At 38.3% G+C, this 26,487-nt stretch carries 23 protein-coding genes; 2 read left to right on the forward strand and 21 right to left on the reverse strand.

Going from position 1 to position 26,487, the window contains the following annotated elements; translation table 11 throughout:
* Nucleotides 1-213: 213 nt before the first annotated feature.
* From plsX to AC3WSK_RS01225, 12 genes are all read right to left on the reverse strand, one after another.
* Nucleotides 214-1,206: a phosphate acyltransferase PlsX gene (gene plsX, locus AC3WSK_RS01170; RefSeq protein ID WP_492411491.1), complete on the reverse strand. Its 993-nt coding sequence runs from the start codon at nt 1,204-1,206 to the stop codon at nt 214-216.
* Nucleotides 1,203-1,781 carry a transcription factor FapR gene (gene fapR / locus AC3WSK_RS01175; RefSeq protein ID WP_079560862.1) on the reverse strand — a complete coding sequence of 193 codons (579 nt, stop codon included), beginning with the start codon at nt 1,779-1,781 and terminating at the stop codon, nt 1,203-1,205. Before fapR ends, plsX begins: the two co-directional genes overlap by 4 nt.
* A gap of 129 nt (nt 1,782-1,910) precedes the next feature.
* Complete coding sequence (recG, locus tag AC3WSK_RS01180; protein ID WP_492411493.1) at nt 1,911-3,956, reverse strand: ATP-dependent DNA helicase RecG; 2,046 nt, start codon at nt 3,954-3,956, stop codon at nt 1,911-1,913.
* A gap of 543 nt (nt 3,957-4,499) precedes the next feature.
* A complete protein-coding gene (gene sdaAA / locus AC3WSK_RS01185; RefSeq protein ID WP_079560429.1) occupies nt 4,500-5,411 on the reverse strand; it encodes an L-serine ammonia-lyase, iron-sulfur-dependent, subunit alpha in 912 nt (303 codons plus the stop codon).
* Between the two features lie 14 nt (nt 5,412-5,425).
* Nucleotides 5,426-6,088: an L-serine ammonia-lyase, iron-sulfur-dependent subunit beta gene (gene sdaAB, locus AC3WSK_RS01190; RefSeq protein WP_079560428.1), complete on the reverse strand. Its 663-nt coding sequence runs from the start codon at nt 6,086-6,088 to the stop codon at nt 5,426-5,428.
* 351 nt (nt 6,089-6,439) lie between these two features.
* Complete coding sequence (locus AC3WSK_RS01195) at nt 6,440-8,089, reverse strand: DAK2 domain-containing protein (protein WP_079560427.1); 1,650 nt, start codon at nt 8,087-8,089, stop codon at nt 6,440-6,442.
* Nucleotides 8,090-8,107: 18 nt separating this feature from the next.
* The gene (locus AC3WSK_RS01200) at nt 8,108-8,470 is read right to left on the reverse strand and encodes an Asp23/Gls24 family envelope stress response protein (protein ID WP_079560426.1); all 363 of its coding nucleotides are present in this window, start codon (nt 8,468-8,470) and stop codon (nt 8,108-8,110) included.
* Nucleotides 8,471-8,579: 109 nt separating this feature from the next.
* A complete protein-coding gene (locus AC3WSK_RS01205) occupies nt 8,580-9,785 on the reverse strand; it encodes a GGDEF domain-containing protein (protein ID WP_492411496.1) in 1,206 nt (401 codons plus the stop codon).
* Nucleotides 9,786-10,241: 456 nt separating this feature from the next.
* Complete coding sequence (locus tag AC3WSK_RS01210) at nt 10,242-11,846, reverse strand: M20/M25/M40 family metallo-hydrolase (RefSeq protein WP_079560424.1); 1,605 nt, start codon at nt 11,844-11,846, stop codon at nt 10,242-10,244.
* Nucleotides 11,847-12,298: 452 nt separating this feature from the next.
* On the reverse strand, nt 12,299-13,711 hold the full coding sequence (locus AC3WSK_RS01215) for an amino acid permease (protein WP_492411499.1): 1,413 nt from the start codon (nt 13,709-13,711) through the stop codon (nt 12,299-12,301).
* A 156-nt stretch (nt 13,712-13,867) separates the two neighbouring features.
* A complete protein-coding gene (locus tag AC3WSK_RS01220; RefSeq protein ID WP_492411501.1) occupies nt 13,868-14,629 on the reverse strand; it encodes a dimethylarginine dimethylaminohydrolase family protein in 762 nt (253 codons plus the stop codon).
* 1 nt (nt 14,630) lies between these two features.
* Nucleotides 14,631-15,518, reverse strand: a complete 888-nt coding sequence (locus tag AC3WSK_RS01225; RefSeq protein WP_492411503.1) for a dimethylarginine dimethylaminohydrolase family protein — start codon at nt 15,516-15,518, stop codon at nt 14,631-14,633.
* Nucleotides 15,519-15,731: 213 nt separating this feature from the next.
* On the opposite strand from AC3WSK_RS01225, the gene AC3WSK_RS01230 reads away from it, so the two are divergent.
* Both AC3WSK_RS01230 and rpmB read left to right on the forward strand, forming a co-directional pair.
* On the forward strand, nt 15,732-16,472 hold the full coding sequence (locus AC3WSK_RS01230; RefSeq protein ID WP_079560419.1) for an IclR family transcriptional regulator: 741 nt from the start codon (nt 15,732-15,734) through the stop codon (nt 16,470-16,472).
* Nucleotides 16,473-16,755: 283 nt separating this feature from the next.
* Nucleotides 16,756-16,944, forward strand: a complete 189-nt coding sequence (rpmB, locus tag AC3WSK_RS01235; RefSeq protein ID WP_079560418.1) for a 50S ribosomal protein L28 — start codon at nt 16,756-16,758, stop codon at nt 16,942-16,944.
* Nucleotides 16,945-17,963: 1,019 nt separating this feature from the next.
* On the opposite strand, the gene spoVM is transcribed toward rpmB, so the two are convergent.
* The 9 genes from spoVM to fmt are packed head-to-tail and all read right to left on the reverse strand — an operon-like array spanning nt 17,964 to nt 26,486.
* The gene (gene spoVM, locus AC3WSK_RS01240) at nt 17,964-18,065 is read right to left on the reverse strand and encodes a stage V sporulation protein SpoVM (protein WP_139376952.1); all 102 of its coding nucleotides are present in this window, start codon (nt 18,063-18,065) and stop codon (nt 17,964-17,966) included.
* A gap of 18 nt (nt 18,066-18,083) precedes the next feature.
* Nucleotides 18,084-18,737: a thiamine diphosphokinase gene (locus AC3WSK_RS01245; RefSeq protein WP_427482536.1), complete on the reverse strand. Its 654-nt coding sequence runs from the start codon at nt 18,735-18,737 to the stop codon at nt 18,084-18,086.
* Nucleotides 18,734-19,402, reverse strand: coding sequence for a ribulose-phosphate 3-epimerase (rpe, locus tag AC3WSK_RS01250; RefSeq protein ID WP_079560415.1), 669 nt, complete (start codon nt 19,400-19,402; stop codon nt 18,734-18,736). Before rpe ends, AC3WSK_RS01245 begins: the two co-directional genes overlap by 4 nt.
* A gap of 2 nt (nt 19,403-19,404) precedes the next feature.
* Nucleotides 19,405-20,289 carry a ribosome small subunit-dependent GTPase A gene (gene rsgA, locus AC3WSK_RS01255; RefSeq protein ID WP_079560414.1) on the reverse strand — a complete coding sequence of 295 codons (885 nt, stop codon included), beginning with the start codon at nt 20,287-20,289 and terminating at the stop codon, nt 19,405-19,407.
* 11 nt (nt 20,290-20,300) lie between these two features.
* A complete protein-coding gene (pknB, locus tag AC3WSK_RS01260; protein ID WP_079560413.1) occupies nt 20,301-22,286 on the reverse strand; it encodes a Stk1 family PASTA domain-containing Ser/Thr kinase in 1,986 nt (661 codons plus the stop codon).
* 2 nt (nt 22,287-22,288) lie between these two features.
* A complete protein-coding gene (locus AC3WSK_RS01265; RefSeq protein WP_386827017.1) occupies nt 22,289-23,038 on the reverse strand; it encodes a Stp1/IreP family PP2C-type Ser/Thr phosphatase in 750 nt (249 codons plus the stop codon).
* A 6-nt stretch (nt 23,039-23,044) separates the two neighbouring features.
* Nucleotides 23,045-24,187 (reverse strand): dual-specificity RNA methyltransferase RlmN, encoded by a 1,143-nt coding sequence (gene rlmN, locus AC3WSK_RS01270; RefSeq protein ID WP_492411506.1) that lies wholly within the window; start codon nt 24,185-24,187, stop codon nt 23,045-23,047.
* Entirely contained in the window at nt 24,187-25,548 is a 1,362-nt protein-coding gene (gene rsmB, locus AC3WSK_RS01275) for a 16S rRNA (cytosine(967)-C(5))-methyltransferase RsmB (protein WP_427482530.1), read from the reverse strand. Before rsmB ends, rlmN begins: the two co-directional genes overlap by 1 nt.
* The gene (fmt, locus tag AC3WSK_RS01280) at nt 25,545-26,486 is read right to left on the reverse strand and encodes a methionyl-tRNA formyltransferase (RefSeq protein WP_079560410.1); all 942 of its coding nucleotides are present in this window, start codon (nt 26,484-26,486) and stop codon (nt 25,545-25,547) included. Before fmt ends, rsmB begins: the two co-directional genes overlap by 4 nt.
* Nucleotide 26,487 lies beyond the last annotated feature (1 nt).

The raw sequence follows: 26,487 nt of genomic DNA on the forward strand, positions 1-26,487 counted from the left end.
CATGGATGCGATGATCTTAGGCTAACATCCTCTAAGCATTCCTTTCCGATTCCGTGACATCCGCCGGAGGCTTTGGGCCAACGTGATGTTGGTCACTTAGTCTTTGCCACAGGACGTGGCGTTCTTAGACTGAGTTCCTATATTTCAGCGGGTGTTTGGACACCTGTACTTGTCGCTAGACTTTCGGTACAAAAAAACATCTGCTAAAAAAAGTTAATCGATTTCTACGTGACGTACTGTATCTGTAATTGTCGAGATGACTGTATGCTCAACCATCGTATTCGCTTGGCGAATTGCACTGTATATTGCTTTAGCATTGGATGAGCCATGTGCCTTAATCACAGGTGCTTGTAAACCAAACAAGCCTGCACCACCATACTCTGTATAGTCCATTTTGTTTTTTAGGTCACGTAAATTATTTTTCATAAGCACTGCCGAAATTTTTGTTTTTGTTGAAGCCATAAACGCCTCTTTTAACATTGAAAATAACGCACCAGCAGTACCTTCTATTGATTTAAGTACCATATTACCTGTAAAGCCATCTGTTACAACAACGTCTGCTACCCCTTCAAGTAAATCTCGAGCTTCTACGTTGCCGATAAAGTTTAAATCCGCTTCTTTTAATAAACCAAAAGCCGCCTTCGTTAATTCATTTCCTTTTTTATCCTCGGTACCGATATTTAACAAGCCGATACGTGGCTTTTGTAAGCCGCCTACCTTTTTCGCATAAATATCGCCCATAATTGCATATTGCAATAAATGCTCCGGTCGCGCGTCTGCATTTGCTCCTAAATCAAGCATTAAAAAGCCCTTACCATCTAAAGTAGGAAGTGTAGTAGCTAGAGCAGGTCTAGCAATCCCTTCAATACGTCCTACTTTAAATAAGCCTCCTGCCATTAAAGCACCTGTATTACCAGCTGAAAGACAAGCATCCGCCTTACCTTCTTCAACTGCATCCATCATTCGTGCCATCGATGAATCCTTTTTACGACGAACCGCGCGTGCTGGATCGTCTGTCCCTTCGACAACTTCACCACAATGTACTACAGTTAATCGATCATGTATTTTTATAAATGGTTCAAGCTTTTCCTGCTGACCATATAATTGAATTTCTAAATTCGGAATTTGCTCTAATGCTAATAAAGCACCTTCAACAACTGATTTCGGTGCGTTGTCGCCACCCATTCCATCAAGCGCTAATTTCATTGTTGTTCACCTTTACCTTTCGTGCGGTACATATCAAATTCACCAACAAAAACTGTTTCACCGTTAACAGTGGACGTTAACTCTACTTTTGTACGATGACTTTTTTCATCACGTCCGATAACGATTGCTTTTGTAATAACACGATCTCCAGCTCTAACAGGTTTCACAAAGGAAATGTTAGAATGTACTGTTAATGCTAGTTCATCGTCAATAACTGCTACCGCTAATGAGTTTGCCTGCGCAAACAAATGATGTCCACGTGCGATGCCATTGCGCTGAAAAACATGTTCTTCTTTTACGTCAAAAATAGATAATGCACGATTATCCAATTCAATATCAATTATTTCTCCGATTACTTCATCAATCGGTAGTGATTTCACTTCATTTTCATAGGTTTTTGAAGCAACATCTTTAATTCGTTCTCGTAATTCCGGAATCGCTAACTCCATACGATCTAAACGAATTGTTTGGACACTAACCTGAAACTGTGTTGCTAGCTGTTCATCTGTGACGAATGGATTATCAGCTATCGTTTCGGATAATAGTCGCTGTCGCTCTTTTTTCGTTCGTCTCAACATCATTCGCCACCTTTTTAGTTGTTATTAGCACTTGGTACTAATATCAGTATATAGAGTATAAAAAAAGAATGCAAGACTTGTTTTATAAACAAGTGCTCACATTCCTAATTGAACATTAATATTCAACTAATCGAAGCGATCTCCTTGTAAAACGCCAGAATTTTCAAGCATGTCACGTAAATATTTATACTCATCATCACGCCAAAAAGAATCTGTTTCAATCATATCCGTCGCATCTTTTCTCGCAGTTTCAAGTATTCGATAATCGTGCACTAAATCCGCTACTTTAAAATCTGGCAAGCCGCTTTGTTTACGACCAAAGAAATCCCCTGGACCACGTAGTTCCAAATCCTTTTCAGCAAGGCGGAAACCATCATTCGTTTCCGTCATCGACTGCATTCGCTCTTTACCTTCATCGGATTTTGGATCGGCAAGCAACACACAATACGACTGATGTTCTCCTCGTCCAACACGCCCTCGTAGCTGATGTAGCTGTGCTAAGCCGAAGCGTTCAGCGTCATAAATAATCATAAACGTTGCATTCGGCACGTTAACCCCAACCTCAACAACGGTTGTAGACACAAGCACATGAATAGTTCCTTCACTAAAGGCTCGCATGACAGTGTCTTTTTCATCCGCAGATAGGCGACCATGCATTAATCCGACATTGTAACGCCCATTAAAATACGCTGCAAGCTGCTCATAGATTTCTACAGCATTTTGTACATCTAGCTTGTCTGATTCCTCGATCAGCGGACAAATAGCATACGCCTGTCTACCGGCGGCAAGCTCTAATTCTAGCTTTGACATCACAGAGCCAAATTGCTCTTTTTTCATCCAATGTGTTTCAATTTGCTTACGCCCTGCCGGCATTTCATCGATCATTGAAACATCCATTTCTCCAAATGCTGTAATAGCGAGTGTACGAGGAATTGGTGTTGCCGTCATAAAGAGCACATCTGGGTTTTCTCCTTTATCACGCAATATTCTACGCTGCTCAACACCAAAACGGTGCTGTTCATCTGTAATAACAAAACCTAGCTTGTAAAAAACGACATCTGGCTGAATTAGCGCATGTGTACCAATTAAAATATCGATATCTCCATTTACTAGTTCTTCCAAAAGCAAGCGACGCTCCTTCGCCTTTGTCGATCCCGATAATAAAGCTACACGTACGCCAAATGGCTCAAACCATTCCTTCAAACTCTCAGCATGCTGCTCTGCTAAAATTTCCGTTGGTGCCATTAATGCCCCTTGAAAACCAGCAGTTATAGCCGCATATAAACATATTGCCGCGACAACAGTTTTCCCTGACCCTACATCACCTTGGAGTAAGCGGTTCATACGATGTGGCTCTTTTAAATCTTTGCAAATTTCATTGACAACGCGTTTTTGCGCACCAGTCAATTCATATGGTAACGATGCAATAAAGGCACGTATCTTTTGCAAATCAAACTGTATGACAGTACCGTGCTCACTGTCCTTTCGAATTTTACGTAACGCCTGAATACGTAGTTGAAAGTTTAGCAACTCTTCATAAGCAAAGCGCCTTCTAGCCTGTTTTGCATGTCCTGCATCAATAGGGAAATGGATTCCCTCAAGCCCATCACGTATTGTAGCGAGCTTATAATCCGTGCGTAAGCGCTGTGGAACAGCATCAGGTATATCAGCACCAAACTCATCTAGCACCTGGCGCATATATTTACGAAAACGTTTTTGCGGAATTAAACCTTTTAAACTATAAACAGGTTCAAAGTCAACTTGATCTGTCTTAGGACCAAATGTTACAGACGTTCCATTAATAACTTGTCTGCCTCGGTCCCATTTACCTGTAACGGTAATAATAGCTCCAGGTACAAGCTTTTGCTTTAAGTATCCTTGATTAAAAAAAACAACCTTCACTAAATGTCGACCTGCCAGCACCGTCACTTGTAATCGTGATTTATTGCGACCTAAAAACAATACTGTTGGTTCACGCTCAACTTTACACTCAACAGTGACACGTTCATTATGTGGTGTTTGCGCCAAATCTTTTAAACGAAAATCCTCGTGTCGATGCGGAAACGTCCATAATAAATCCGCTACTGTCTCGATGCCCAATGCTTCTAAATGTCCTGCTGTTTCTTTCCCGATTCCCTTTAAATTAGTAACGGGGTTCGTTAAATCAGTCACCTTGCACGACAGCCCCTTCTAAATTTTTCACCACAAGTACTTTATCTACAGTCATTCGTATCACTATACTATTTTTCAGCATATGAGTTTCCCCTTTCTTACGATTACTCTAAGATTTCATTATATCGTTGTTAGCGTTTAAACATTTGAACGCGTATTATTCTCCACATCATTATATAACTTTTCATTTTAAGTAAGATAGCAATTCAATTCATTAATAATTGATTGAAAGTTAATTATATCGAAAAAATTATCACTTTTTCATCCAATTTCCCCATAACTTCAATTTATCTAAAAGGGGAACAAAGGCTAAGAGTATCACATCCTGTGATAACGCCTTCGTGACCAACATCGGTGCTGCTGCCGCTCCAGTCGGAACGGAAATCAACCACACGTTATGGTGATGAGACTAGAATTGGGAGTATCAACAAGAGAAATTATACTCTTTGTCCAAAATATCCACCCGTACCATTTCACCATTACGCTTTTCATTTTCACCTCAAAAAAAACACGCTCCCCCTGAGGAAGCGTGTTTACTATCTTTTATTTTTGAAGTGACTTAATACTTTCTAAATTGCCATTATCAAAAATGGCTTTGCTAATAGCTTTACCTGTTGGAGTTGCAGCTAGGCCTCCACGAGCAGTTTCTTTTAAATTCGGACTCATAGATTGTCCAATTCGATACATCGCGCCAATCACTTCATCACACGGGATGCGACTTGTAACCCCCGCAAGTGCCATATCCGCTGCCACAAGTGAATTCGCCGCTCCCATAGCATTCCGTTTAACACAAGGAACCTCTACTAATCCAGCTACTGGATCACAAACAAGCCCTAGCATATTTTTGAGTGTAATGGCAAATGCTTCTGAACATTGCTGCGGGGTACCACCAGCCATCTCAACAATTGCAGCCGCCGCCATTCCAGCAGCTGAGCCAACCTCTGCTTGACAGCCACCAGCAGCACCTGAAATCGAAGCATTATTGGCAACTACGAAGCCGAAAGCTCCCGATGTGAATAAATAACGAATCATTTGCTCACGTGTCGGATTTAGCTTGTTCTTCACTGCAAACAATGTCCCTGGTACAACTCCAGCCGAGCCTGCAGTTGGGGTAGCACAAATTGTCCCCATAGCCGCATTAACTTCATTTGTCGCAACCGCTTTACTTACCGCATCTAGTAATAAATCTCCTGACAATGAATTTCCCTGCGCAATGTAATTCTGAAGCAATACCGCGTCACCGCCTGTTAAGCCCGTTACAGATTTAACACCATTTAAGCCTCTTTCAATAGCTTCCTCCATCACCGTCAAATTATTGTCCATTTGCTGTATAATTTCTTCTCTAGTGCGTCCAGTTATTAACATTTCTTGCTCTATCATAATTTCAGAAATTAGTTTTCCTTCTTGCTCTGCTCGTTCAACTAGTTCACGAACATTATGAAACAATACGTCCATATTGGGACACCTCCTTAGTTATTAATTTTAGAAACCTTCGAAATATGTGGTATTAAAGAAATTTGTTGCAATACTTTATCCTCGATGTTTTGATCGACTTCTATTACCATAAGGGCTGTTAAACCACGTTCAATACGTGAAACTTCCATATGCCCAATATTGACCGCATGCATCGCTAAGCAATTTGCCACATTGGCAATACAGCCAGCTCGATCATCATGGACAACAAGAATTGCTGGCATGCCACCTGTTAGTCGCAGCTTGAAGCCATTAACCTCACTAACTTCAATTTTACCTCCACCGATCGAAATACCAACAACGGACATCTCTCCTTCATCATCGCCAATTACAAGGCGAGCCGTATTCGGATGTTCCATGTTAGCTGTTTCTGGGATAAACTCATAGTCTAATCCCGCCTTTTCTGCATCGGCAAAAGCTGTTTTTATTCGTTCATCGAATGTATCGTAATTTAATAGACCACCAATCAAAGCTACATCTGTTCCATGTCCTTTATACGTTTCCGCAAACGAACCATATAAGTGTATTTTTGCCCACTTTGGTTGTCTTCCAAATAAATCTCTAGCAACACGCCCAATTCGTGCAGCACCTGCCGTATGGGAAGAAGAAGGTCCAATCATCACCGGTCCAATAATATCAAATACTGAAGTAAACTTCATACTAACACCCCTCTATTCTATCTATATAATATTTTTGATTTTTTACTTATATAATGCTTGATAGTTACTATAAAAGCAAAGCATTTCTTTATCAACTTTCAGAAAATTTAAGCGACTATAATTTACACAGTGGAAATATTGATTAACTTTTGTCTACTCCAAATAAACAATAATTTCAAACTGCTGATATTCCAGCATTTACAAATGCATTGTCTTCTGGATACGCACACCAAATCGTTTATTCCAGCTGATTTATATCCAATATAATCCCCTAGTCTCTTTGTACCATAAACAAAAGCAGTACACATTGTGTGCACTGCTTTATCTACTCATTCACAAAGTAGCATCGAATTATTCTACTGAAATAATATACGGATATAATCCTTGTTTACCATTAAATAACTCTACTTCAACCTCTGGATAATTCTCTTCTATAAATTTCACTAATTCTGAAGCATTTTCTTCCGTTGTATCTTCACCATAAATGACTGTTACAATTTCTGCATCTTCATCCACTAAATCAGTAATTACCTTCTCAGCGGCATCTTTTAATGCCGGAGTAGATAATACAATTTTACCTTCTGCAAGAGCCATGAAATCGTCCTTATGAATTTCCACACCATCAATAGATGTATCTCGAACTGCATAAGTTACTTGACCTGTTTTAACATTTGCATAAGCTTCTGTCATTGTTGCTTGGTTCATTTCAACTGTCGCCTCTGGATTAAACGATAAAATCGCTGCCATACCTTGAGGGATTGTTTTCGTTGGAACTACAGCCGCTTCTATATCTAAAAGCTCTACTGCTTGTTCTGCTGCCATGACGATATTTTTGTTATTCGGTAAAATTAATACTTTTTCAGCACCAATTTCCTGTACCGCCTTCACAATATCTTCAGTTGAAGGGTTCATTGTTTGACCGCCTTCAATAACATAAGAAGCACCAATTGAACGAAGTAATTCAGCAACTCCCTCGCCCATTGCAATCGTTACAATTGCATATGGATGCTTTTCTGCTTTTTTGACTGGAGAAGGTGCTTTATGATCCTCACCAACAATGGCAGAATGCTGTTCACGCATATTGTCGACCTTAATTTTAATAAGACTACCATATTTTTGACCCATTGCTAAAACAGAGCCTGGTTGCTCAGAATGAATATGCACTTTTGCGATCTCTTCATCTGAAATAACAAGTAAAGAATCACCTAGTGGGTTTAATTCATTACGGAATTGATCCTCGCTAAACGGCTCTTTTCCTTCTTCAAAACGTACCATGATTTCTGTACAATACCCAAACTCAATATCCGAAGTATCCATGAAATCTTGCGCTCTATGATGTTCTGCATTAATTAAATCATCTAAAGTTGCTTCATTTTTCACCGGTAATGGCTCACCTTTTAAGGATGCTAAAAATCCTTCATACACAAACAATAGACCTTGGCCGCCACTATCTACAACACCTACTTCTTTTAAAACAGGTAAAAGATCAGGTGTACGCTCTAATGAAGCCTGTGCTTCAGCAGTAAATGCTTCCATTACTGCAATGATATCGGTTTCAGTTTCTGCCACTTCCACGCCTTTTTTCGCCGCTTCACGTGCAACTGTTAAAATTGTACCCTCAACCGGTTTCATTACTGCTTTATAGGCAGTTTCAACGCCAGCTTGGAAAGCATCCGCTAAGCCCTTAGCATCAATTGTCGCTTCTTTTTCAATAAATTTACCAAAGCCACGGAATAACTGCGATAAAATAACGCCAGAATTCCCGCGCGCTCCCATAAGTAAACCTTTTGATAAAGCTTGGGATGTTTTGCCGATATGTTCTGAAACATATTGCTCCGTTTCCTTTGCTCCAGATGTCATCGATAAGTTCATATTCGTTCCTGTATCACCATCTGGTACTGGAAATACATTTAATGAATCAACATAATTTGCATTTTGGAATAGGTGATGGGCACCCATTTGCACCATTTCTGCAAACTTTATTCCGTCTAAAGACTGCATTAGATTTAGTTCCTCCTCTTAATCATTCGCTACACGAACGCCCTGCACAAAGATATTGACAGATTTTACGCTCATACCTAATGTTTTATCCACTGTATATTTCACTTTCGATTGTACTTGATAAGCAACTTCCGAAATTTTTGTCCCGTAACTAACAATAATGTACATATCAATATGTAAATCGTCGCCCTGTTTTCGAATTACAACACCTTTTGCAAAATTTTCTTTACGTAAAATATCAGTTAGACCATCACGAATTTGATGTTTAGATGCCATGCCAACAATACCGTAGCATTCAACAGCAGCGCCACCAGCTATTTGTGCAAGTACATCTGTTGAAATATCAATTTGGCCGAATTCATTGTTTAACTCAATTGACATAGAAATGCCCCCTTGGCTCTTTTTGACTAAATGATATTGTAACACTTTCGTTATACATTAAGCAACCTTGGAAGGCATGAAAGCGCACTGTATCAACGTTTTTCTGACATTACAAAGGCAAACATACATCTTCATCGAAATTTCCACTTTTGCTGTAAAAGTTGTTACGACCTTGTTGCTTTGCTGAGTATAATGCTTGATCAGCTAATTCACAGCATGTTTTCAATTGCTCGCTATTTGTAAGTTTAACATGACACATCCCTATGCTGACCGTTACAATATCAGCTACTATCGAATGCTCATGACGAATGTTTAAGTTGCGTACTTCCTCTAAAATTTCCTCACAAACATGCTCTGAAAACTTGGCCGTATGTTGGCTAACGATTACGAATTCTTCGCCTCCCCAACGTGCTGCAAATGCATTATACTTTTCTGCAATTTCCTCTAAAAGAGTCGCCACTTTTATTAATGCATCATCACCTTGTAAATGACCGTAATAATCATTAAAATTTTTAAAGAAATCAATATCAATCATCATGACAGATAAAGATTCTGGTTTACTAAGTTGTTGCCCTATATGTGTCAATTTATTATTTAAAGCCCGTCGATTTGGTAAATTGGTCAACGTGTCCCGAAGCGCTTGCTCTGATAGCTCATTATTTTTCTCAGCTAATAATTTTGACAATTTCTTGGATTTTGTCATTTCTTCTTGCAATAAAATATGTTCCTTCGTAAATTGTCTTTGCATTTTATAAATATGTCGCTGAATAACTAGCCCTATAGGAATAATAAGGGACATCGGTAAAAGTATTTTAATACCTTCACCTGATACCCCAACACTCAGATAAGCACTTATTAAAATCGGTGGTACTGTTATTACCATAATCCGAAAAATTTTCCGAAAAGGTATGGAAAAAACAGTGCAAATCATTAAAAATAGTACCTCATAAAGAGCTGCATGTTTAAAGAAATAAACGTCCATTACAGTTATTACAGTAATCAATAACAATATCGTATAGATATAAGCAAGTAAGATAGATTCATATTTTCGCATATTAAGCGTTGTAACCTGAAATTTCTTCTCTTTTACAAATACTAACACCGCTAAATCTATATAAAACATTATTGTGTGAATAGCTATATATGCTGGCACCATCGCTCTTTCTGAATTCGAAAAGAAGACCTCACCATAATGAATAATCGTAATGATGGCTGATATATACATCAATGTCCATGCTACCGCTCGCATCCGTTTTAAATTAAATTGAATCATTTCTTTCTGTATAGAGAGAACTAGCTTTTCTTGATTTTCCATAATGTCCGCTCCTAATAAAACAAACTTGCAAAAACATTTTGTTGCTGTCGCTTCGCTTTCGCACAGTTAAAACCATGTTGCTGTCGCTTTGCTTTCGCACAGAAAACATTGCTGAATGAAGATAATTTGTTCTATTTTTATCGTCTAAATAACGAAAAATACAAGTAGTCTTTACAAAATTGGTGAAAAAAGAACTACTCTACCGTGGCTGATTTTCGTAGTCAAAAACAAAACTTCTAAATCCGACATTCCACTTTCGCTGCATAAAATCTCGAAACAACAAAAAAGCTGATGTTTATATACACCAACTTTTTTTAAAAAATTGAACGATTATAATTTTTATAAACTCCCAAAAGTTCAAAGTGAATATTACGGCTCCTCACCATATATTCGAACAGAATAACTTTATAACAACGCTTCGATTGTACAACCCTTGATGCCATTCTATTCCTTCAATTAAAACAGGCTTTTAATAAGCGAATCAAGCATCACTGGCATTTCCTTAAATGCACTATCCACATGTAGTCTTTCCGTCTTTTGGTGAGCGTCCTTCCCAAACGGTCCAACATTTAAAACAGGGCCCTGTAATGCAGACATTGCCTCAAACGGAATACTATACGTTTCTCCCCATACAGGTGTGTTGCGTTCGAATGCTATCCATTCATTAGAGTTATCCGAATAATTGACATAGCTCAAATCACAAATTCCATTAAAATAATGAATTTGCTCCACTTCAATATTAAATGTTTGGGCTGTCTTCTTCATCAATTCAATGGATCGAATAACAAGAGGATCATTGGATGAATTGATTGCCGGATAGTAAGGTGGTGCATATAACAACACTGTCGCTGGTGATAGTTCCTGGCAACGAATCATTAGCTGATCCACAATGCGAATAGATTTCTCTCGATCATCCCATGCGCTATTTTCAATAACTTGACTTTTAATTAAATCTACTTCCTGGGCGCCTAATTTATTAATCGCATACTCTAAAAGTGCCTCATAACGAAGTACGTTTACTTCGCCTACACCTTGTACCTTTTCACGCTCACAAATTCGCTTATATTGTTCATTACAAGCTGACATTGCTTCCAATGCAACTTGTTCAAAAATATCCATTACTTGCGATGCTGTGCGCTTTAATAAAAACACATTGTAAAGGGCTGCTGCACGATATGGTGTTTGTGTAGAATACTCCATTTTTAAATCTTTTAATTGTAAGGATACAGGTAATGGCGTACTTTCACCGAGATCTGTCTCACGAAAAACAGGATTCCACTCCATATGCTGCGTCATGTAGGAAGCAATAAAATTTGCGGTCATTCCTTTTAATGGCTCACCCACATGTGTCTCTTTTCCGTAAAATAAGGCAGCAGGCATAATTTTACCGATAGTTCCTGAATAAATATATTCATTAATATCAGCCGGACCTTGTGAAAAAGAAGGCTCACTATTTAAAAATAGTTTATAAGAGAGTCCGTGCTGTTCGCGAAGTCTGACAAGCTCTACAACTGCTGCACGCATCCCAGCAGAATTCACTTCTTCATCTGGCACTGCCGTTAAAATAAGGTTGATGGGCCATTCTTCGATACTTGCCTTTTCAATCAACTGCATATGCAAAGCAAGCCCCATTTTCATATCCATCGTCCCACGACCGAATAAATAGTTACCTGATTCCAAATCAATTCTTGCCGCTTCAGGTAAATCCTTTTTGTATTTAGGTTCCATTAGCTTTTTTGTCAGCACTTCAGGGTAAAAGGCTAATGGTTCCAGCTCGCCATATTCTTCAGTATGGACCGTATCAAAGTGACTAATTAACACAACCGTTTCGGTTGCAGATGGGTGCTTATACAAGGCAGTTACAGCATTACGTTCAAGGCCCGCATCATGTAATTCAATAAATTCCGGGTTTTCCTGAAAATAAGAAAGCGTTTGCAATTTATTTTTTAATTTATAGGCAAATTCATGTTCACCTTTAGTTAATGTCCTACTTTCCCAACTGACAATTTCACATAATAATGCACGTAGCTTTTCAGGTGTATTCCAAAGATAAACATTCATAAAAACTCTCCTTTATTTCCTCAAAATCAATTGCATTTAAATGTATATCAAATGATTCCTCTTTTTTCATTTCAATTTCATCACCAATAATTAGGAATGACATTTTAAAAAAACATATACCATAAATATAAGTTGATTGGAGTGGAGACTGGGCGACTCCTTGGGGATCAGCGATATAGAGGAACGAAGGCTAAAAGCATCACTTCCTGTGATAACGCCTTCGTGACCAACATCCTGCTACTGTCGCTACGTTGCACTCACGCTTTCGCGCAAAAGACATCTGTTGTCCCGAGAACTTGGAGCGAGCAACGCGAGTGAAGCGGCTCATCGGACGCCCCTAGGAAGCTCTGCTCTGCGCGAAAGCGAAGCGTCAGCGGCAAATGTTTTATCTGTGCGAAAGCAAAGCGACAGCAACAACAAAGCGCCCAGTCGAAACGGAAATCAACACCATATTATGGCGATGAGCTAATCTCAGAAGAAACTGTATTTGATTTACTCAATTTCAATTTATAGAAAATCATGCAAGCAATAAAGAACCCAACTCCATATAATAAACCCGCTCTTTGTGTTGGATCGAATGCTAAAAAGACAAGAATTAGCATACAAAAAATAATACAGAACACCGGAATCAATGGATAAAATGGCGTTTTAAATTTTAAATTAGCCACATCCCCCCCTGCTTTCACATAACGATACCGGAACATCAATTGAGATGCGCAAATTCCCATCCATGAAATTGTTACAGAAATTCCTGCAATAGACATGAGTAAAACAAATACTGCATCTGCTTCCATCACGCCCGTTAATAAAGAAAGCAGCGAGAAAAGCATCGTAAAAACAAGTGCATTGAATGGCACTTTATTTTTCGTTAGTCGTCCAAATAGTTTTGGCGCCATTCCCTCTTTTGACATCGACCATAATAAACGTGTGGACGCATATAGACATGAGTTACCTACTGATAATATCGCCGTTAAAATAACAAAGTTCATAATGCCAGCTGCATATGGAACACCTGCTAAATTCATCAATGTGACAAATGGACTTTCCAATAGTCCAAGCTCCGATGAAGGGAATATCGCAGATAAAACAATAATAGAAGCAATATAGAAAACAATAATCCTAAAAAGAATTGTCTTTATTGCCCGAGGAATATTTTTTTCCGGACTTTCAGTTTCTCCTGCAGCAATACCAACAAGCTCAGAACCTTGATAAGAAAAGATAACATTCATCATTGTGACGAAGATGATTGAAATACCTGCCGGAAATAAACCAGACGGTGCTAAATTCGTAAAGTGTGGTGTCGGACGATCAGCTAACGGAATCATTCCAAAGATTGCTGCCACCCCTATAACGATAAATGCTATCACCGCAATGACTTTAATACTTGCAAACCAAAATTCCGCTTCCGCAAAGCCTCTTGTTGTTAATGCATTTAAAGTAAATAACAGGACCATAAATACGGCACACCAAATCCAAATAGGGACATGCGGGAACCAATGCTGCATCAAAATTCCCGCTGCTGTAAATTCCACCCCTGCTGTGGCAGCTGAGCCGACAAAATACATCCATCCTAAAGAAAATCCTGCTGAAGGACTGATAAAACGTGTTGCATAGGTTTGGAAAGAACCCGTTACAGGCATATAAACCGCTAATTCTCCAAGACAATTCATAACCATGTACAATATTAAGCCACCAAATAAATAACCAATTAATGCCCCTCCAGGACCTGCCTGATTAATTGTAAAGCCAACATTTAAAAATAGCCCTGTTCCAATAACTCCTCCGAGCGATAGCATTAATAAATGACGACTCTTCATTGAACGTTTTAATTGATGATCTTGCCGTTGTTCTCCTTTACTCATCATCCATCCCCACTCTCTAGTTGTAATCAATATATCGAATATTCTGATATCAACTCTACTAAAGTACCCAATCAATTTATCCTATTTGACTTCTTTCAGCGGGTGTCATGGAATTATGCTAAGTCATAATTGATATTGATTGGGTATTTTTTTATTGAACTAAAAACGTAATGACAAACAACTTAGCCCACCATCATGTTTTCTAAATTCCGACATTTCAAGCTCAATTGTTTGGTAGCCTATATCATTTAATTTACGATTTGTTTCTGGATAGCCTGCTGGAATAATGACATAATCATTTACTTGAATACAGTTTGCAGAATACTCATCTTCTTTTGGAATAATAATTTTTTCATAGGATTCGAATGCAGGATGATCGATAAACTCCCCTGCTACTACCATACGATTTTCTCCAACATACGCGATGCCCGTCTTTAAATGGAAAAATTCTTTTAGCGGAACAATCGTTGCCTCATAGCCTTCTTTTTCTACGATTTCTTTAAATTGTCGAGCCCCTTCTTCATTTGTACGATCAGAGATGCCGACATAAAATTTCTTTTCTGCCTGCAATACATCTCCGCCATCAAGTGTTCCTGGGCCATCGATATAATATAATTTTTCATAGAACTTTTGAACTACAGGTACGATCTCCTCAATCTCACGATTACGAGCTTCAGCCCCTGGATTTGAAATAATGGCAAATTCAGATGTTAAAACAGCCGTATCCTCTACGAATGTTGAATCTGGAAAGGCTTCATTCGCTCGAAGCTGTGTAACCTCCACTCCACATCTTTTTAAGGCCTCAACATATTTTTCATGCTGTTCAAATAATTTTTCTAAAATTGGTTTTCCTAAGTCGCTAGTCGTTAAACCATTTACATAATTATTTCCTGGGTTTTTTACAATTACATTTTTAAACATTTTACTTCATCTCCCTTTTTTCTCTTACTACTGGGCAGGTTAAACATGTTGGTCCACCTGTCCCTTTTATCGAAATTTCATTTCCTTTGTATTCATAAACTGTTACACCTGCATGAAGTAATTGTTGCTTGGTCATTGGATTTCCAATTGGGACAATACATACTCTAGGCGCAAGTGCTAGAACGTTACAGCCTAGCGCATCATATTCATCTTTCAGGACCTCAATTAATTGAATACCTCGGTCGATTAGAAGCTGACGAAAGAAAACTGGCATTAATCGTGAATGTACAACCGCTAAATCCTTATCTACCATACTAATGAAAGACATTAAGTGTAAACATTCTGCTTCACCTAAATCATGGGGTAGTTGCACAACAATGAATTCATCAACAAAATCCTTCGTCATGTCTTTTAGCTGACGAATAGCTTCATCATTCGTTCGATAGCCTCGACCTACAACAAGTGTACGATCATCAAGCCAAACAATATCGCCACCATCTGATACAGCCTCTCCAGTCAATTCTCCGATAACCGGAATACCCTTTTCCTTTAAAAACTCTTTATAAACAGCTGCTTCTGGCTGTCTTGATTTTTTGCCGGATTTTAAGATAATAGCACCATTTGGTGTGAATTTTACAGGATCATGCGCATACAGCGAATCAAGCCCTACTTCATCTGATTCTGGTAAAAAATCAATTTTTTCAACATACTTTTCTAGAATGCTCATAAATTGTGCATATTCTTTAAGAGCCTCATTATAGCTAGGTTCCGATAAGTAGTTAAATGTTTTCCATTCATCGCTAAGATATTCTTGGTTTCGGAAAGCATCTTTTGGATGTTTTACTATTACGTGTCTCAAAGGTGCATACATTGATGAACAATATTGCATTCCTTTCACCTCTTTTCCGCGTAGTGGAAAACGTTTCCGTTAAGAGGAAAGTTTATATGAAAAATATATGTGCTTTAAGGTATAATGTCAATATATTTAGAAAAATTTATATATTCGTTCTTTTCAAAGGGAACAAAACAAATATCCACGATTATGTAGCTAGACGTAGACAATGAATAAAAATAAAATAAATGAAAGAGAGGTGGGGTATGAATGCAATTATTAGAACGAGCTATGACAATCGCTAAAGTTTTGGCTTCTGAAGCAAATGAAAACAGTTTGTCCATTTCAGAGCTTTCGGCAAAATGCAATTTACCACTTAGCACACTACATAGAATTTTAAAAGCGATGATTAAAGAGGGAATGATTGAACAAGACGATCAAACTAAACAATATCGTCTCGGTACAATATGGATGGAACTTGGCTTACAAGTGTATGATACGATGGACTACATTAGTAAAATTAGGCCCGAACTAGAACGTTTAGCAAGAGAAGTCGAGGAAAGCGTCTATTTAAGTAAGCCCGCTGGTTTAGATACAATTATCATTGAAAGAATTGACAGTACAACTAACCCGATTCGAATTTACGATCAGTTAGGTATTCGTATTCCGATGAATATCGGGGCTGCAAATAAAGCAATTTTAGCCACAATGCCTATTTCTCAAGCAAGGGAAATTATTGAACAGCTTATTCCTCATGAAGAAATCTCTGAATTAGAGTCACAGCTTGATCAAATAAGACTACAAGGGTTTGCCATTAGTCATGGGGAAAGAACAGCTGGAACATCCTCAATCGCAGTATCCATTGTAAATGGTTTCAATGAAATAGTCGGTGCGATAAGTATAGGTTTTGTTAGCTTTAACGTTTCAGCAGAACATACTAATACGCTTACAGAGCGTTTAGTGGAAACTGGTAAACGTATTTCCATGAAGCTTGGCTACCGAGGAAAATAAAACGAGATGGAAGTGGGTTTTCTTTATCCCCTACTGATTAAGAGGCTTCTCTAAACCAGGCGGGATAATTGAAAACTTCCAATTTTTTCTCCTAATAATTGTTTCAACTAGGAATTTACACCCATTATTTAACAAGTGTTTTTAGACTGTAAAGGTTTTTTTCTTGAAAGGTTATGTGAAAACTATTGCACTGAACGTCATCGTATGTTAAATTATTATGGTATGTGAAATACCGAACTGAAATAATAATCTTTCAGCATTGACAGTAAGGAGGGAATACAACATGCCAAAACAATGTGTAATCACTGGGCGTAAAGCTCGTACTGGTAACAACCGTTCCCACGCTATGAACGCTAGCAAACGTTCTTGGGGTGCTAACCTTCAAAAAGTTCGTATCTTAGTAGACGGTAAACCAAAACGTGTATGGGTTTCTGCTCGTGCATTAAAATCAGGTAAAATCGAGCGCGTTTAATCGTCGCTTCCAAAAAATCGATTTCGCATTTGGCGCAAATCGATTTTTTTCTTTCTTAATAACGAGGCAAGCTCCAACCGCCTTTGTAAATATTTATTTAAATGTAAAAGATGTAATTAATCATCCTACTAGTGGATTGACCAACCATAAATACAATAAAATGACTAAGCCGCTAGCAATGACAAGGAAACGGAATTGCTAGCGGTTCTCTTTACATATAGCTATTTTCCCAAAGTTTGTTGCTGTTAAAATTAAAAGGCAGATTTAATCTACAAAACGTGTAAAGTAAGCCACAGTTAGTACAATAACTTATGAATTGAAAGGATGATGATTAGTATCTCCATCACTATTATCAAATATGAAAAAATGGATTTTTTGTCTTTTCTAAAACTTCGAATTTGATTAACAAGTAAATTTATTGCTATTAATATGAATGCAGTTTCTGTTAAATTATCGTAAATAAACCCAAGTATAGCTAGAAGTAATGCGACGATAGCAATAACGATTTGGATCTTATCTAACTTATTAAAAGTTTTTTGCATCCTTTCTCCTTTCCACCTTACTTTTGAACAATTTTACAACTAGAAACAGTTACTTCTTGCATAAATAGCAACAATCTTTTCGAAAAACAGCCTTATATTTAGCTGTCCAGCTCAACAAATAAGCTTATTATCTGTAGAAAATAAGAATCTTCAACTTTTATCAGTTTTATGAGGAACATTTTATACAGAAAAACTTCTGGCAGCAATGAGATTGTCCATCTATTGTTACTGTCGCTTCGCTTTCGCACATAATACAGTTACTTTTGATGTTTTGTTTTATCATTATAAAGTGACATGCTAGAAGATACATACTATGTGAAGTGGTTGATCTTCGTTACGACTGGGCGACTCCTTGGGGATCAGCGATAGAGGAACGGAAATCAGTCCCTCGCTTTGCCGAAGAACCATATTTTTCACATTCCCAATTAATTTCATGGCACATTTATTTTTCTAAAACAGTAAAAAATCCGACTAGTATTAGTCGGATTTTTTTACTTTCTTATCTTTTTTGAAAATGTTGATACACGTACGCGTAATACTGCTTACAAATTTCGGCAGCTGGAATGTATATACTTTCAGGACTCTCTCCCCCTTACGCTAATCTATGCTTCTTATCATTAAACATATGCCTTGTGAGAAAGATATAGACCCTGAATTACCTATTATTTCATTACTTGTAAAGCGGGATGTACCAAGAGAAATTTCTTCATTTGTTGTTTCATATTTTACTTGCCTTAATGTCACATCTTTAATCGGCTCTTCATGTGCAAAGAAAGATAAATAACGATATTGCTTATCTGCTTCTATGATGTGCTTGCCTGGCATTAAAAATTGCAACATATTTGCATGATTAATAATCTTCAATACTACGTGCGGATACTCTTTTTGTAAACGATAAATCGAACGAACTGCCGCCTCATAATGATCTAAACGTCCACCCGTAACACCTGTAAGAACAATTTCTAGTGGTGTATAGGTCAAGGCTTTTAATAACGCTAAGTCCGTATCTGTTTCATCTTTTTCTTCTTGGAATCGTTGTCTATCATTTGTATGTGCCATCACCAGTTCGTATTCCTCTTTTGATAAAGAGTCAAAATCTCCTACTATGGCATGTGGTGTGATGCCTTGCTCGATTAAATATAGCGCTCCTCGATCAGCTCCGATAAATAATACATCACTTTGCTCTTTAAACGGACTAAATGAACAGAGTTCCTCTTTTGGTCCACCTGCACAAACAACGACTTTGGTCATCCTTGAATCGCTGCCTCACCAGCAGCTAAAATTTCTTGAAGTGCCGCTGTACGATCTTCTTTACTATAAATTGCTGAACCAGCTACAAAAATAGTTGCTCCTGCTTTTGCACAAGGAACAATAGTCTCTGCATTAATTCCACCATCGATTTCAATAGCAATATCAAGATTACGTTCTTTAATAATAGCTGCTAACGCTTCAATTTTTGGCACTACAGAATGAATGAATTTTTGCCCACCAAACCCTGGATTCACAGTCATGAACAACACCATATCAATATCCTCTAATATGTGTTGAATGGATTCTATTGGTGTATGTGGATTTAATACAACACCCGGTTTGACTCCAAATGAACGAATTAATTGGATTGTACGGTGTAAATGGCGGCAAGCTTCTACATGCACCGTAATATAGTCGGCCCCGGCTTTGGCGAATTGTTCAATATACTGATCAGGATTTTCGATCATTAAATGTACATCTAACGGTAAATCCGTTAAAGGACGAATGGCATCTAATACGATAGAGCCAAATGAAATATTTGGCACAAAATGACCATCCATAACATCGATATGAATAAGCTGTGCACCTGCTTTTTCTACTTCCTTAACTTCTTCTCCTAATTTAGCAAAGCTGGCTGCTAAAATTGATGGTGCTATTTGTATCATCATTAATACCTCGGCTTTCGATCCATAATTTCTTGTAAAAATTGTTCGTAGTGTTTATAGCGGTAGTCACGAATTTCCCCCGTCTCCACCGCTGCTTTTACTGCACATTTCGGTTCCTTCAAGTGTAAACAGCCTCTAAATTTACAATCATCTGCCATACGGGCCATTTCGGGGAAACATGCGCCTAATTCTTCTTTTTCTATTTCATCAAAATCAAATGAACTAAATCCTGGAGTATCTGCTAATAAACCGTCACATACTTCGATTAGTTCAACATGGCGAGTTGTATGTTTACCACGCCCTAAGCTTTGTGAAATAATGCCTGTTTTTAAATTTAAATCTGGAATCAATGTATTTAGTAGTGTAGATTTTCCAACTCCAGATTGCCCTGCTAATACGGAGGTTTTCTCCTTTAAAATAGGTTGTAGACGTTCAACTAATTCTTCCTCACCCTTATAGGTTTGTAGCACGGTATAACCCATACGCTCATAATCTGCTATATAGCCTTGCAATTCCTCACGTCCATGGTCTTCTAGCAGATCCATCTTTGTTAAACAAATAATCGGATGAACATGAAATGACTCTAAAACAACTAAGAAACGATCGAGTAAAATTGTATTAAAATTAGGTTCTTTTACAGAAAACACAAGAATGCCTTGATCAATATTGGCTATAGGGGGACGTACTAATTCATTTTGGCGTTCCATAATTTTTTGAATAGTACCGTCCGAGCCTTTTGTTTCTAGAGTATATTCTACGATGTCGCCAACGAGTGGGGATTCCCCACGATTGCGAAATACCCCACGTCCTCGACATTGAATTAGTTCTTCTCCATCATATACATAGTAATAACCGCTTAATGCTTTACGAATTTGGCCTTGCGCCATCCAATTCCCCCTTATTTGACATCATCGTAGTTGAATGTTTCTTCAGCAATAATTTCTGAATCACGAATAATTTTATAGGCTGCATCCTGACCATCTGCAATAACAAGCTGGATTCGGTGCTCTTGATCAGCCGTAATAGTAAATGTTTCAACTGTTGTTAACGTTTTATGGTTTTTATCTTGAATATCAATTCGAATAGTTTGCTCTAAACCTTCCTCATTTGGTTTATATTCAATTTTCACAGTTTTCACCCAAGTTTTATCAGGCCTTGCTGCAGGTCCTTTACTTAAAATAACAGGGATTGCAGTGCCTGCTTCAACCTGCGTTCCTGCTCTTGTCAATTGTGATTTAACACTTCCAGCTGGTATTGTATCATCATTTTCTTCACGAACAATACGCCATGTCAAGCCTTCTCTTCTTACATACTCATCCATTTGAGCTTTAGTGTAATTCACAACATCATCTACGGTGATCATTTTTACACCTGCGCTTACCGTAAATTTCATTATCGTATTCTTAGCGACTACCTCTTCTTGTGGTGCTGGCTCTTGTTCAATAATTCGTCCTTCAGGCTCTTTTGAATTCACATAGCTAACTTCAGAATCTAAAAATTTATCCTTTAGCATTGATTGAACTTGGCTGATTTGCTGGCCTCTATAATCTTCCACTTTCGTCGTTTCTATCCCAAGACTCACGATTAAGTCTACTTCTGTGCCTTTTACACGCTCCGTACCCTCTGTAGGGTCAGTTTCTATAACCTTATCCTTTTCGACGTCCTCGTCATAACGCTCCTGCGGCGACTGACCAACCGTAAAGCCTTCAGCCTCTAATTTCTTAGTAGCTTCTTCAACTGTCATATTAGCAACACTAGGTACAGGTATCTTTTTTGGGTTAAATGCATCTGTTCCAAAAAAAACGAATAGGAAAATGGCGATGGCTACTATTGCTAACCCAGCAACAACTATTGGCCATTTTTTCTTTTTCTTTTTCTTTACAGGTACTGTTTTTTCAACAGGCTTCTTCGCTTCGGGTTTCGGCGTTGAATGTAGAATTGGTTCGATTGCCCTTGTCTGCATTAAATCTTCGTCTTGACGTGCAATTGGTTCTTTTATAATCGGAATAGCCTTTGTCACATCATTATCTACCGGTATAACAAACTTCGGTTCATTCATACGATTCGGCGATAAAACTGTTTCTAAATCTGCTTGCATTTCCTCTACAGTCGAATAACGGTGAGAAGCATCCTTTGCTGTAGCTTTTAGCACAACATTTTCCACACTTTGTGGAATTGTAGCATCAAAGGCACGAACTGATGGCGTCTCTGATTGTAAATGTTTAAGCGCGATAGAAATAGCTGACTCGCCTGAAAATGGCAATTCCCCCGTTAACAATTCATATAAAACGATGCCAAGTGCATAAATATCAGATCGGTTTGTTGCCGTACCACCACGAGCCTGCTCCGGTGATAAATAATGCACTGTTCCAAGCACGGAGTTCGTTTGTGTAAATGATGTTGCACTAAGCGTCATCGCTATACCAAAATCAGTTATTTTCACATTCCCTTCCGCATCCATTAAAATATTTTGAGGTTTAATGTCACGGTGGATAATATGATTTTCATGGGCATTGGCAATTGCTGACGTTAACTGCTTCATAATATGCACACATCTGGCAGGAGAAATTGGTGCAAATTCCTGTATGTACTGCTTTAATGTTTTTCCTTGGACATACTCCATCACTATATAATGTAGATCACCATCATCACCTACATCATAAACACTAACGATATTCGGATGTGTAAGGCTTGTAGCAGAAAGTGCTTCACGTTGGAAACGGCGATACAATTCATCCTCATTGGTAAAATCATAGCGCAATATTTTGATCGCTACATCACGGTTTAAAATCATGTCATGCGCTAAATAAACATTAGACATACCACCGCCACCAATAAGACCTATAATTTTATAGCGGTCACTAATTCGTTTACCTACAAGCATACTTACACCTCCTCATCTTGCCTTGTGAGTAGCACGAGGGAGATGTTGTCTTCCCCCCCGCTTGCATTTGCTAATTCCACAAGTTTTCGTCCTTTTTCTTCTACTGAATCTGGATACGTAATAATTGATGCCATTTCATACACTGTAAGTTTATTACTTAAACCGTCAGAGCAAATGAGTAAATACGATTCTGATGCTAAATCAACTTCATAAAAGTCTGGTTCAATTGTTTCTTCTGTACCAACAGCTTTTAAGATGAAATTTTTCTTAGGATGCGTTAACGCTTCCTCTTCACTAATTTCACCATTTTCAACCAGAACATTTACATAGGAGTGATCTCTTGTTATTTGTTGTGCACCATCCTCAAAGAAATAATACACACGACTATCACCAACATGTGCGATAAAGCAATGATTTTTTTCAATTAACACTGCAATAAACGTCGTGCCCATTCCTTTACAGTCTTCATGTGATAAAGAATAGTCATATATACTTTTATTCAATTGCTTGACTGCTTGTAATAACCACTCTTTTTTTGATGTTGTTGACGCAAAATGATGTGCCTCTGCCTGTAAAAAAACGGTTTCCATCTGTTTCATCGCCATATCACTCGCTACATCGCCAGCATTATGACCACCCATGCCGTCCGCTACAAGTGCTAGTGCAAACCCGTCTTGACGATTAAAAAATCCCGCACGGTCTTCATTAATTGCCCGTTTTAACCCAATATCACTTTCGACTGTGTATTCCAACACTGGTCACCTCGTCTCTTCAGATCTCTCTTGCGCACGTAATTGACCACACGCTGCTGCAATATCAGCACCTTGCTCTCGGCGGATCGTTACGTTAATACCATTCTTCTTTAATGTTTTTTCAAAGGCAAAAATTTGACTTCGAGATGTACGAACATAATCACGTTCTGGTACATAGTTTACAGGAATTAAGTTCACGTGGCATTTAATTCCTTTTATTAAAGCAGATAATTCTTCTGCAATTTCAACTGAATCATTTTCACCAGACATTAAACCATACTCAAAAGTAACACGTCTGCCTGTTTTTTTAGTATAGTATTGAACGGCTTCCATTAATTCATCTAACTTATAAGCACGTGCAATTGGCATAAGTTTTTGACGATCCTCTTGGTTTGGTGCGTGTAAGGAAACCGCAAAGTTAATTTGTAGCTGTTCATCAGCAAATTCATAAATTTTCGGAACTATTCCTGATGTTGATACAGTGATGTGACGAGCACCAATGTTTAACCCTTTTTCATGGTTGATGACTTTTAAGAAGTTCATCATCGCATCATAATTATCGAAAGGTTCTCCAATACCCATAATGACGATATGTGATACACGTTGGTCCACTTCATCTAAAGTCTGCTGTACTTTTACAACTTGCTCCACGATTTCCCCTGCTAATAAGTGTCGCTTTAAACCACCTAAAGTTGAGGCACAAAACGTACAGCCAATTCGGCAGCCTACTTGTGTTGTTACACAAACAGAGTTCCCATATTCATGACGCATTAATACAGTTTCAATAGAATAGCCGTCTTGTAATTGGAATAAAAACTTGATTGTACCATCTTTAGATTCCTGTTTAATAATTGTTGATAATGTCGTTAATGAAAAACTTGCTTCAAGCTTGTCACGTAATCCTTTTGAAAGGTTAGACATCTCTTCAAACGTTTTAACGCGTTTATTATAAAGCCAATCAAAAATTTGTGCTGCACGGAACGGTTTTTCACCATTTTCCTTTAACCATTCTTCTAGTTGTTTCGGCTGTAATGAGTATACCGATTCCTTTAAATTTGGTTTTTCTTTTTTTGCGCGTCGAACAGGCTTGTCTTCTGCTTCTTCAACTAAGTCGCTTATACGCTCATTAAATTTCTCTTGATCCACCATTAGTTGGATTCTCCTTTTTTACGAAAGGCGGCAACGAAGAAACCGTCACTGCCAAAGTCTTGTGGAAAGACTTGAAGCATGCCATTTGCTTGCTTTTCCGCTAATTTTGTTGGTAAAGATTCTAGTTGTATAGCTTCCATTTCTGGATGCGTTGATAAAAAGGCCTCTACAGTACCTTCATTCTCTCTTTTATCTACTGTACATGTACTGTACACAAGCTTGCCATCTATTTTCAATACTTTTGTTGCAGCATCTAATAGCGCCAATTGTATTTTTTGAAGGTTTTCTAAATCTTCTTCACGTTTTGTATATTTAATATCTGGCTTGCGGCGCATAACACCTAAACCACTACAAGGGGCATCGACTAAAATAGCGTCGTATGATTCTAGTTGTAGAAAATCCGGTGCCTTACGTCCGTCAATAGGAGCAGTCTCTACTATATCAATCCCTAGACGATCCGTATTATGGTCGATTAAATCTAATTTATGAGGGTGAAGGTCGGTCGCTAAAATCGAACCTTCATTCTTCATAATCTCAGCTATATGTGTAGTTTTTCCACCCGGCGCTGCACACATATCTAAAACGCGCATGCCAGGAGATGGATTTAACACATTTGCTGGAATCATGGAGCTTTCATCCTGAATAGTAATAAGCCCTTCTTGGAAAGCCTTTGTTCTAGCTGGCTGACCATTTGTTACATGTAAGCATTCAGGCATTAGATCGCTTTTTTTCGCTGTTAAACCTTCCGCTTCTATACTGGCAATCGCTTGATCGACGCTTGCTTTCGTCGTATTTACACGGACAGTTTGCACTGGAGGTATATTATTTTCATGTAACATTTGAGCCGCTACTTCAATACCATAGTTATCGGCAAAGCGTTGTACTAACCACTCCGGATGACTCGTTTCAATAGCAAGGCGCTCAATCGGATCTTTAATGTCATCAGTAGAAGCTACACCTTGACGTAAAATAGATCGTAAAATACCATTGACCATTGAAGCTATCCCTTTGTGACCTCGACGCTTAGCAATTTCGACAGCCTCATTCACCGCAGCATGAGGTGGTATACGTGTTAAATAATGCATTTGATATAAAGATAAACGTAAAAGCCAGCGCACCCAATGATCAACTGAACCACGAATAAATGGCTCTAAATAGTAATCAAGTGTCATTTTATATTGGAGAGTGCCATACGTAATTTCTGTTAAAAGCGCACGATCCTTCGCTTCAATTTTATGTCGCTTAATCGTTTCGTTTAAAAGCAAATTACTATAGGCTTGATTTTTATCTACTGCTAACAGAATAGAAAGTGCGGCGTCACGCACATTTCCATCCCAAATTACTACACTTTTTTTACTCATTTAAATTGGTCCCCAATCTGTAATTTAGAACCTGTACCACGTAAATAATCCTCTGCTGTCATACGTTTTTTACCAGCTGGTTGTACATCATACAGGGCAAGTGTTGTACCATTTCCTGAAGCAACTTCAAAATGATCCTTTGAAATCGCAACGACTGTGCCAGGAACAGTATCATGCTTTGAGTTACCAACCTGTGCCCACCAAATTTTAAAGTTGCCATCTTCAAATGTTGTATAGGCAACTGGCCACGGGTGAAGACCACGCACTTGATTGTATAAAGTAGTAGCATCCTTTGTCCAATCGATACGTTCTTGCTCACGTGAAATATTGCTTGCAAAGGTTACTTGTGCTTCATCTTGCACTGTACGGTTATTTGTTCCATTTATAATAGAAGGAAGTGTAGCTTTTAATAAATCAGAGCCTACAGCACTTAGTTTATCAAATAGTCCACCTGTATGATCTTCCTGTTCAATTGGGATAGCCTTTTGGGAAATGATATCACCAGCATCTAGCTTTTGCGCCATATACATAATCGTTACACCTGTTTCTTTTTCACCATCAATAACCGCTTGGTGAATAGGTGCCCCACCACGATACTTCGGTAAAAGTGACGCATGGACATTAATACAACCAAGCGGTGGTGCATCTAGCAATTCTTTCGGTAAAATTTGCCCAAAAGCAGCTGTTACGACTAGGTCTGGCTGTAAATCAATAATTTGCTGTAATTCTTCAGAACCACGTAGCTTTTCAGGCTGAATAACAGGTAAACCTAACTCCATCGCTGCTGCTTTTACAGGAGGTGGTGTTAACACACGCTTGCGCCCAACTGGACGATCTGGTTGTGTAACTACAGCTTTAATATCAAAACCTTCATGATGTAGCATACGCAAAATTGGCGCGGAGAAATCAGGTGTCCCCATAAAAATAATTGAAGTCATA

Source organism: Lysinibacillus sp. EB271-A1-10B (assembly GCF_058791335.1).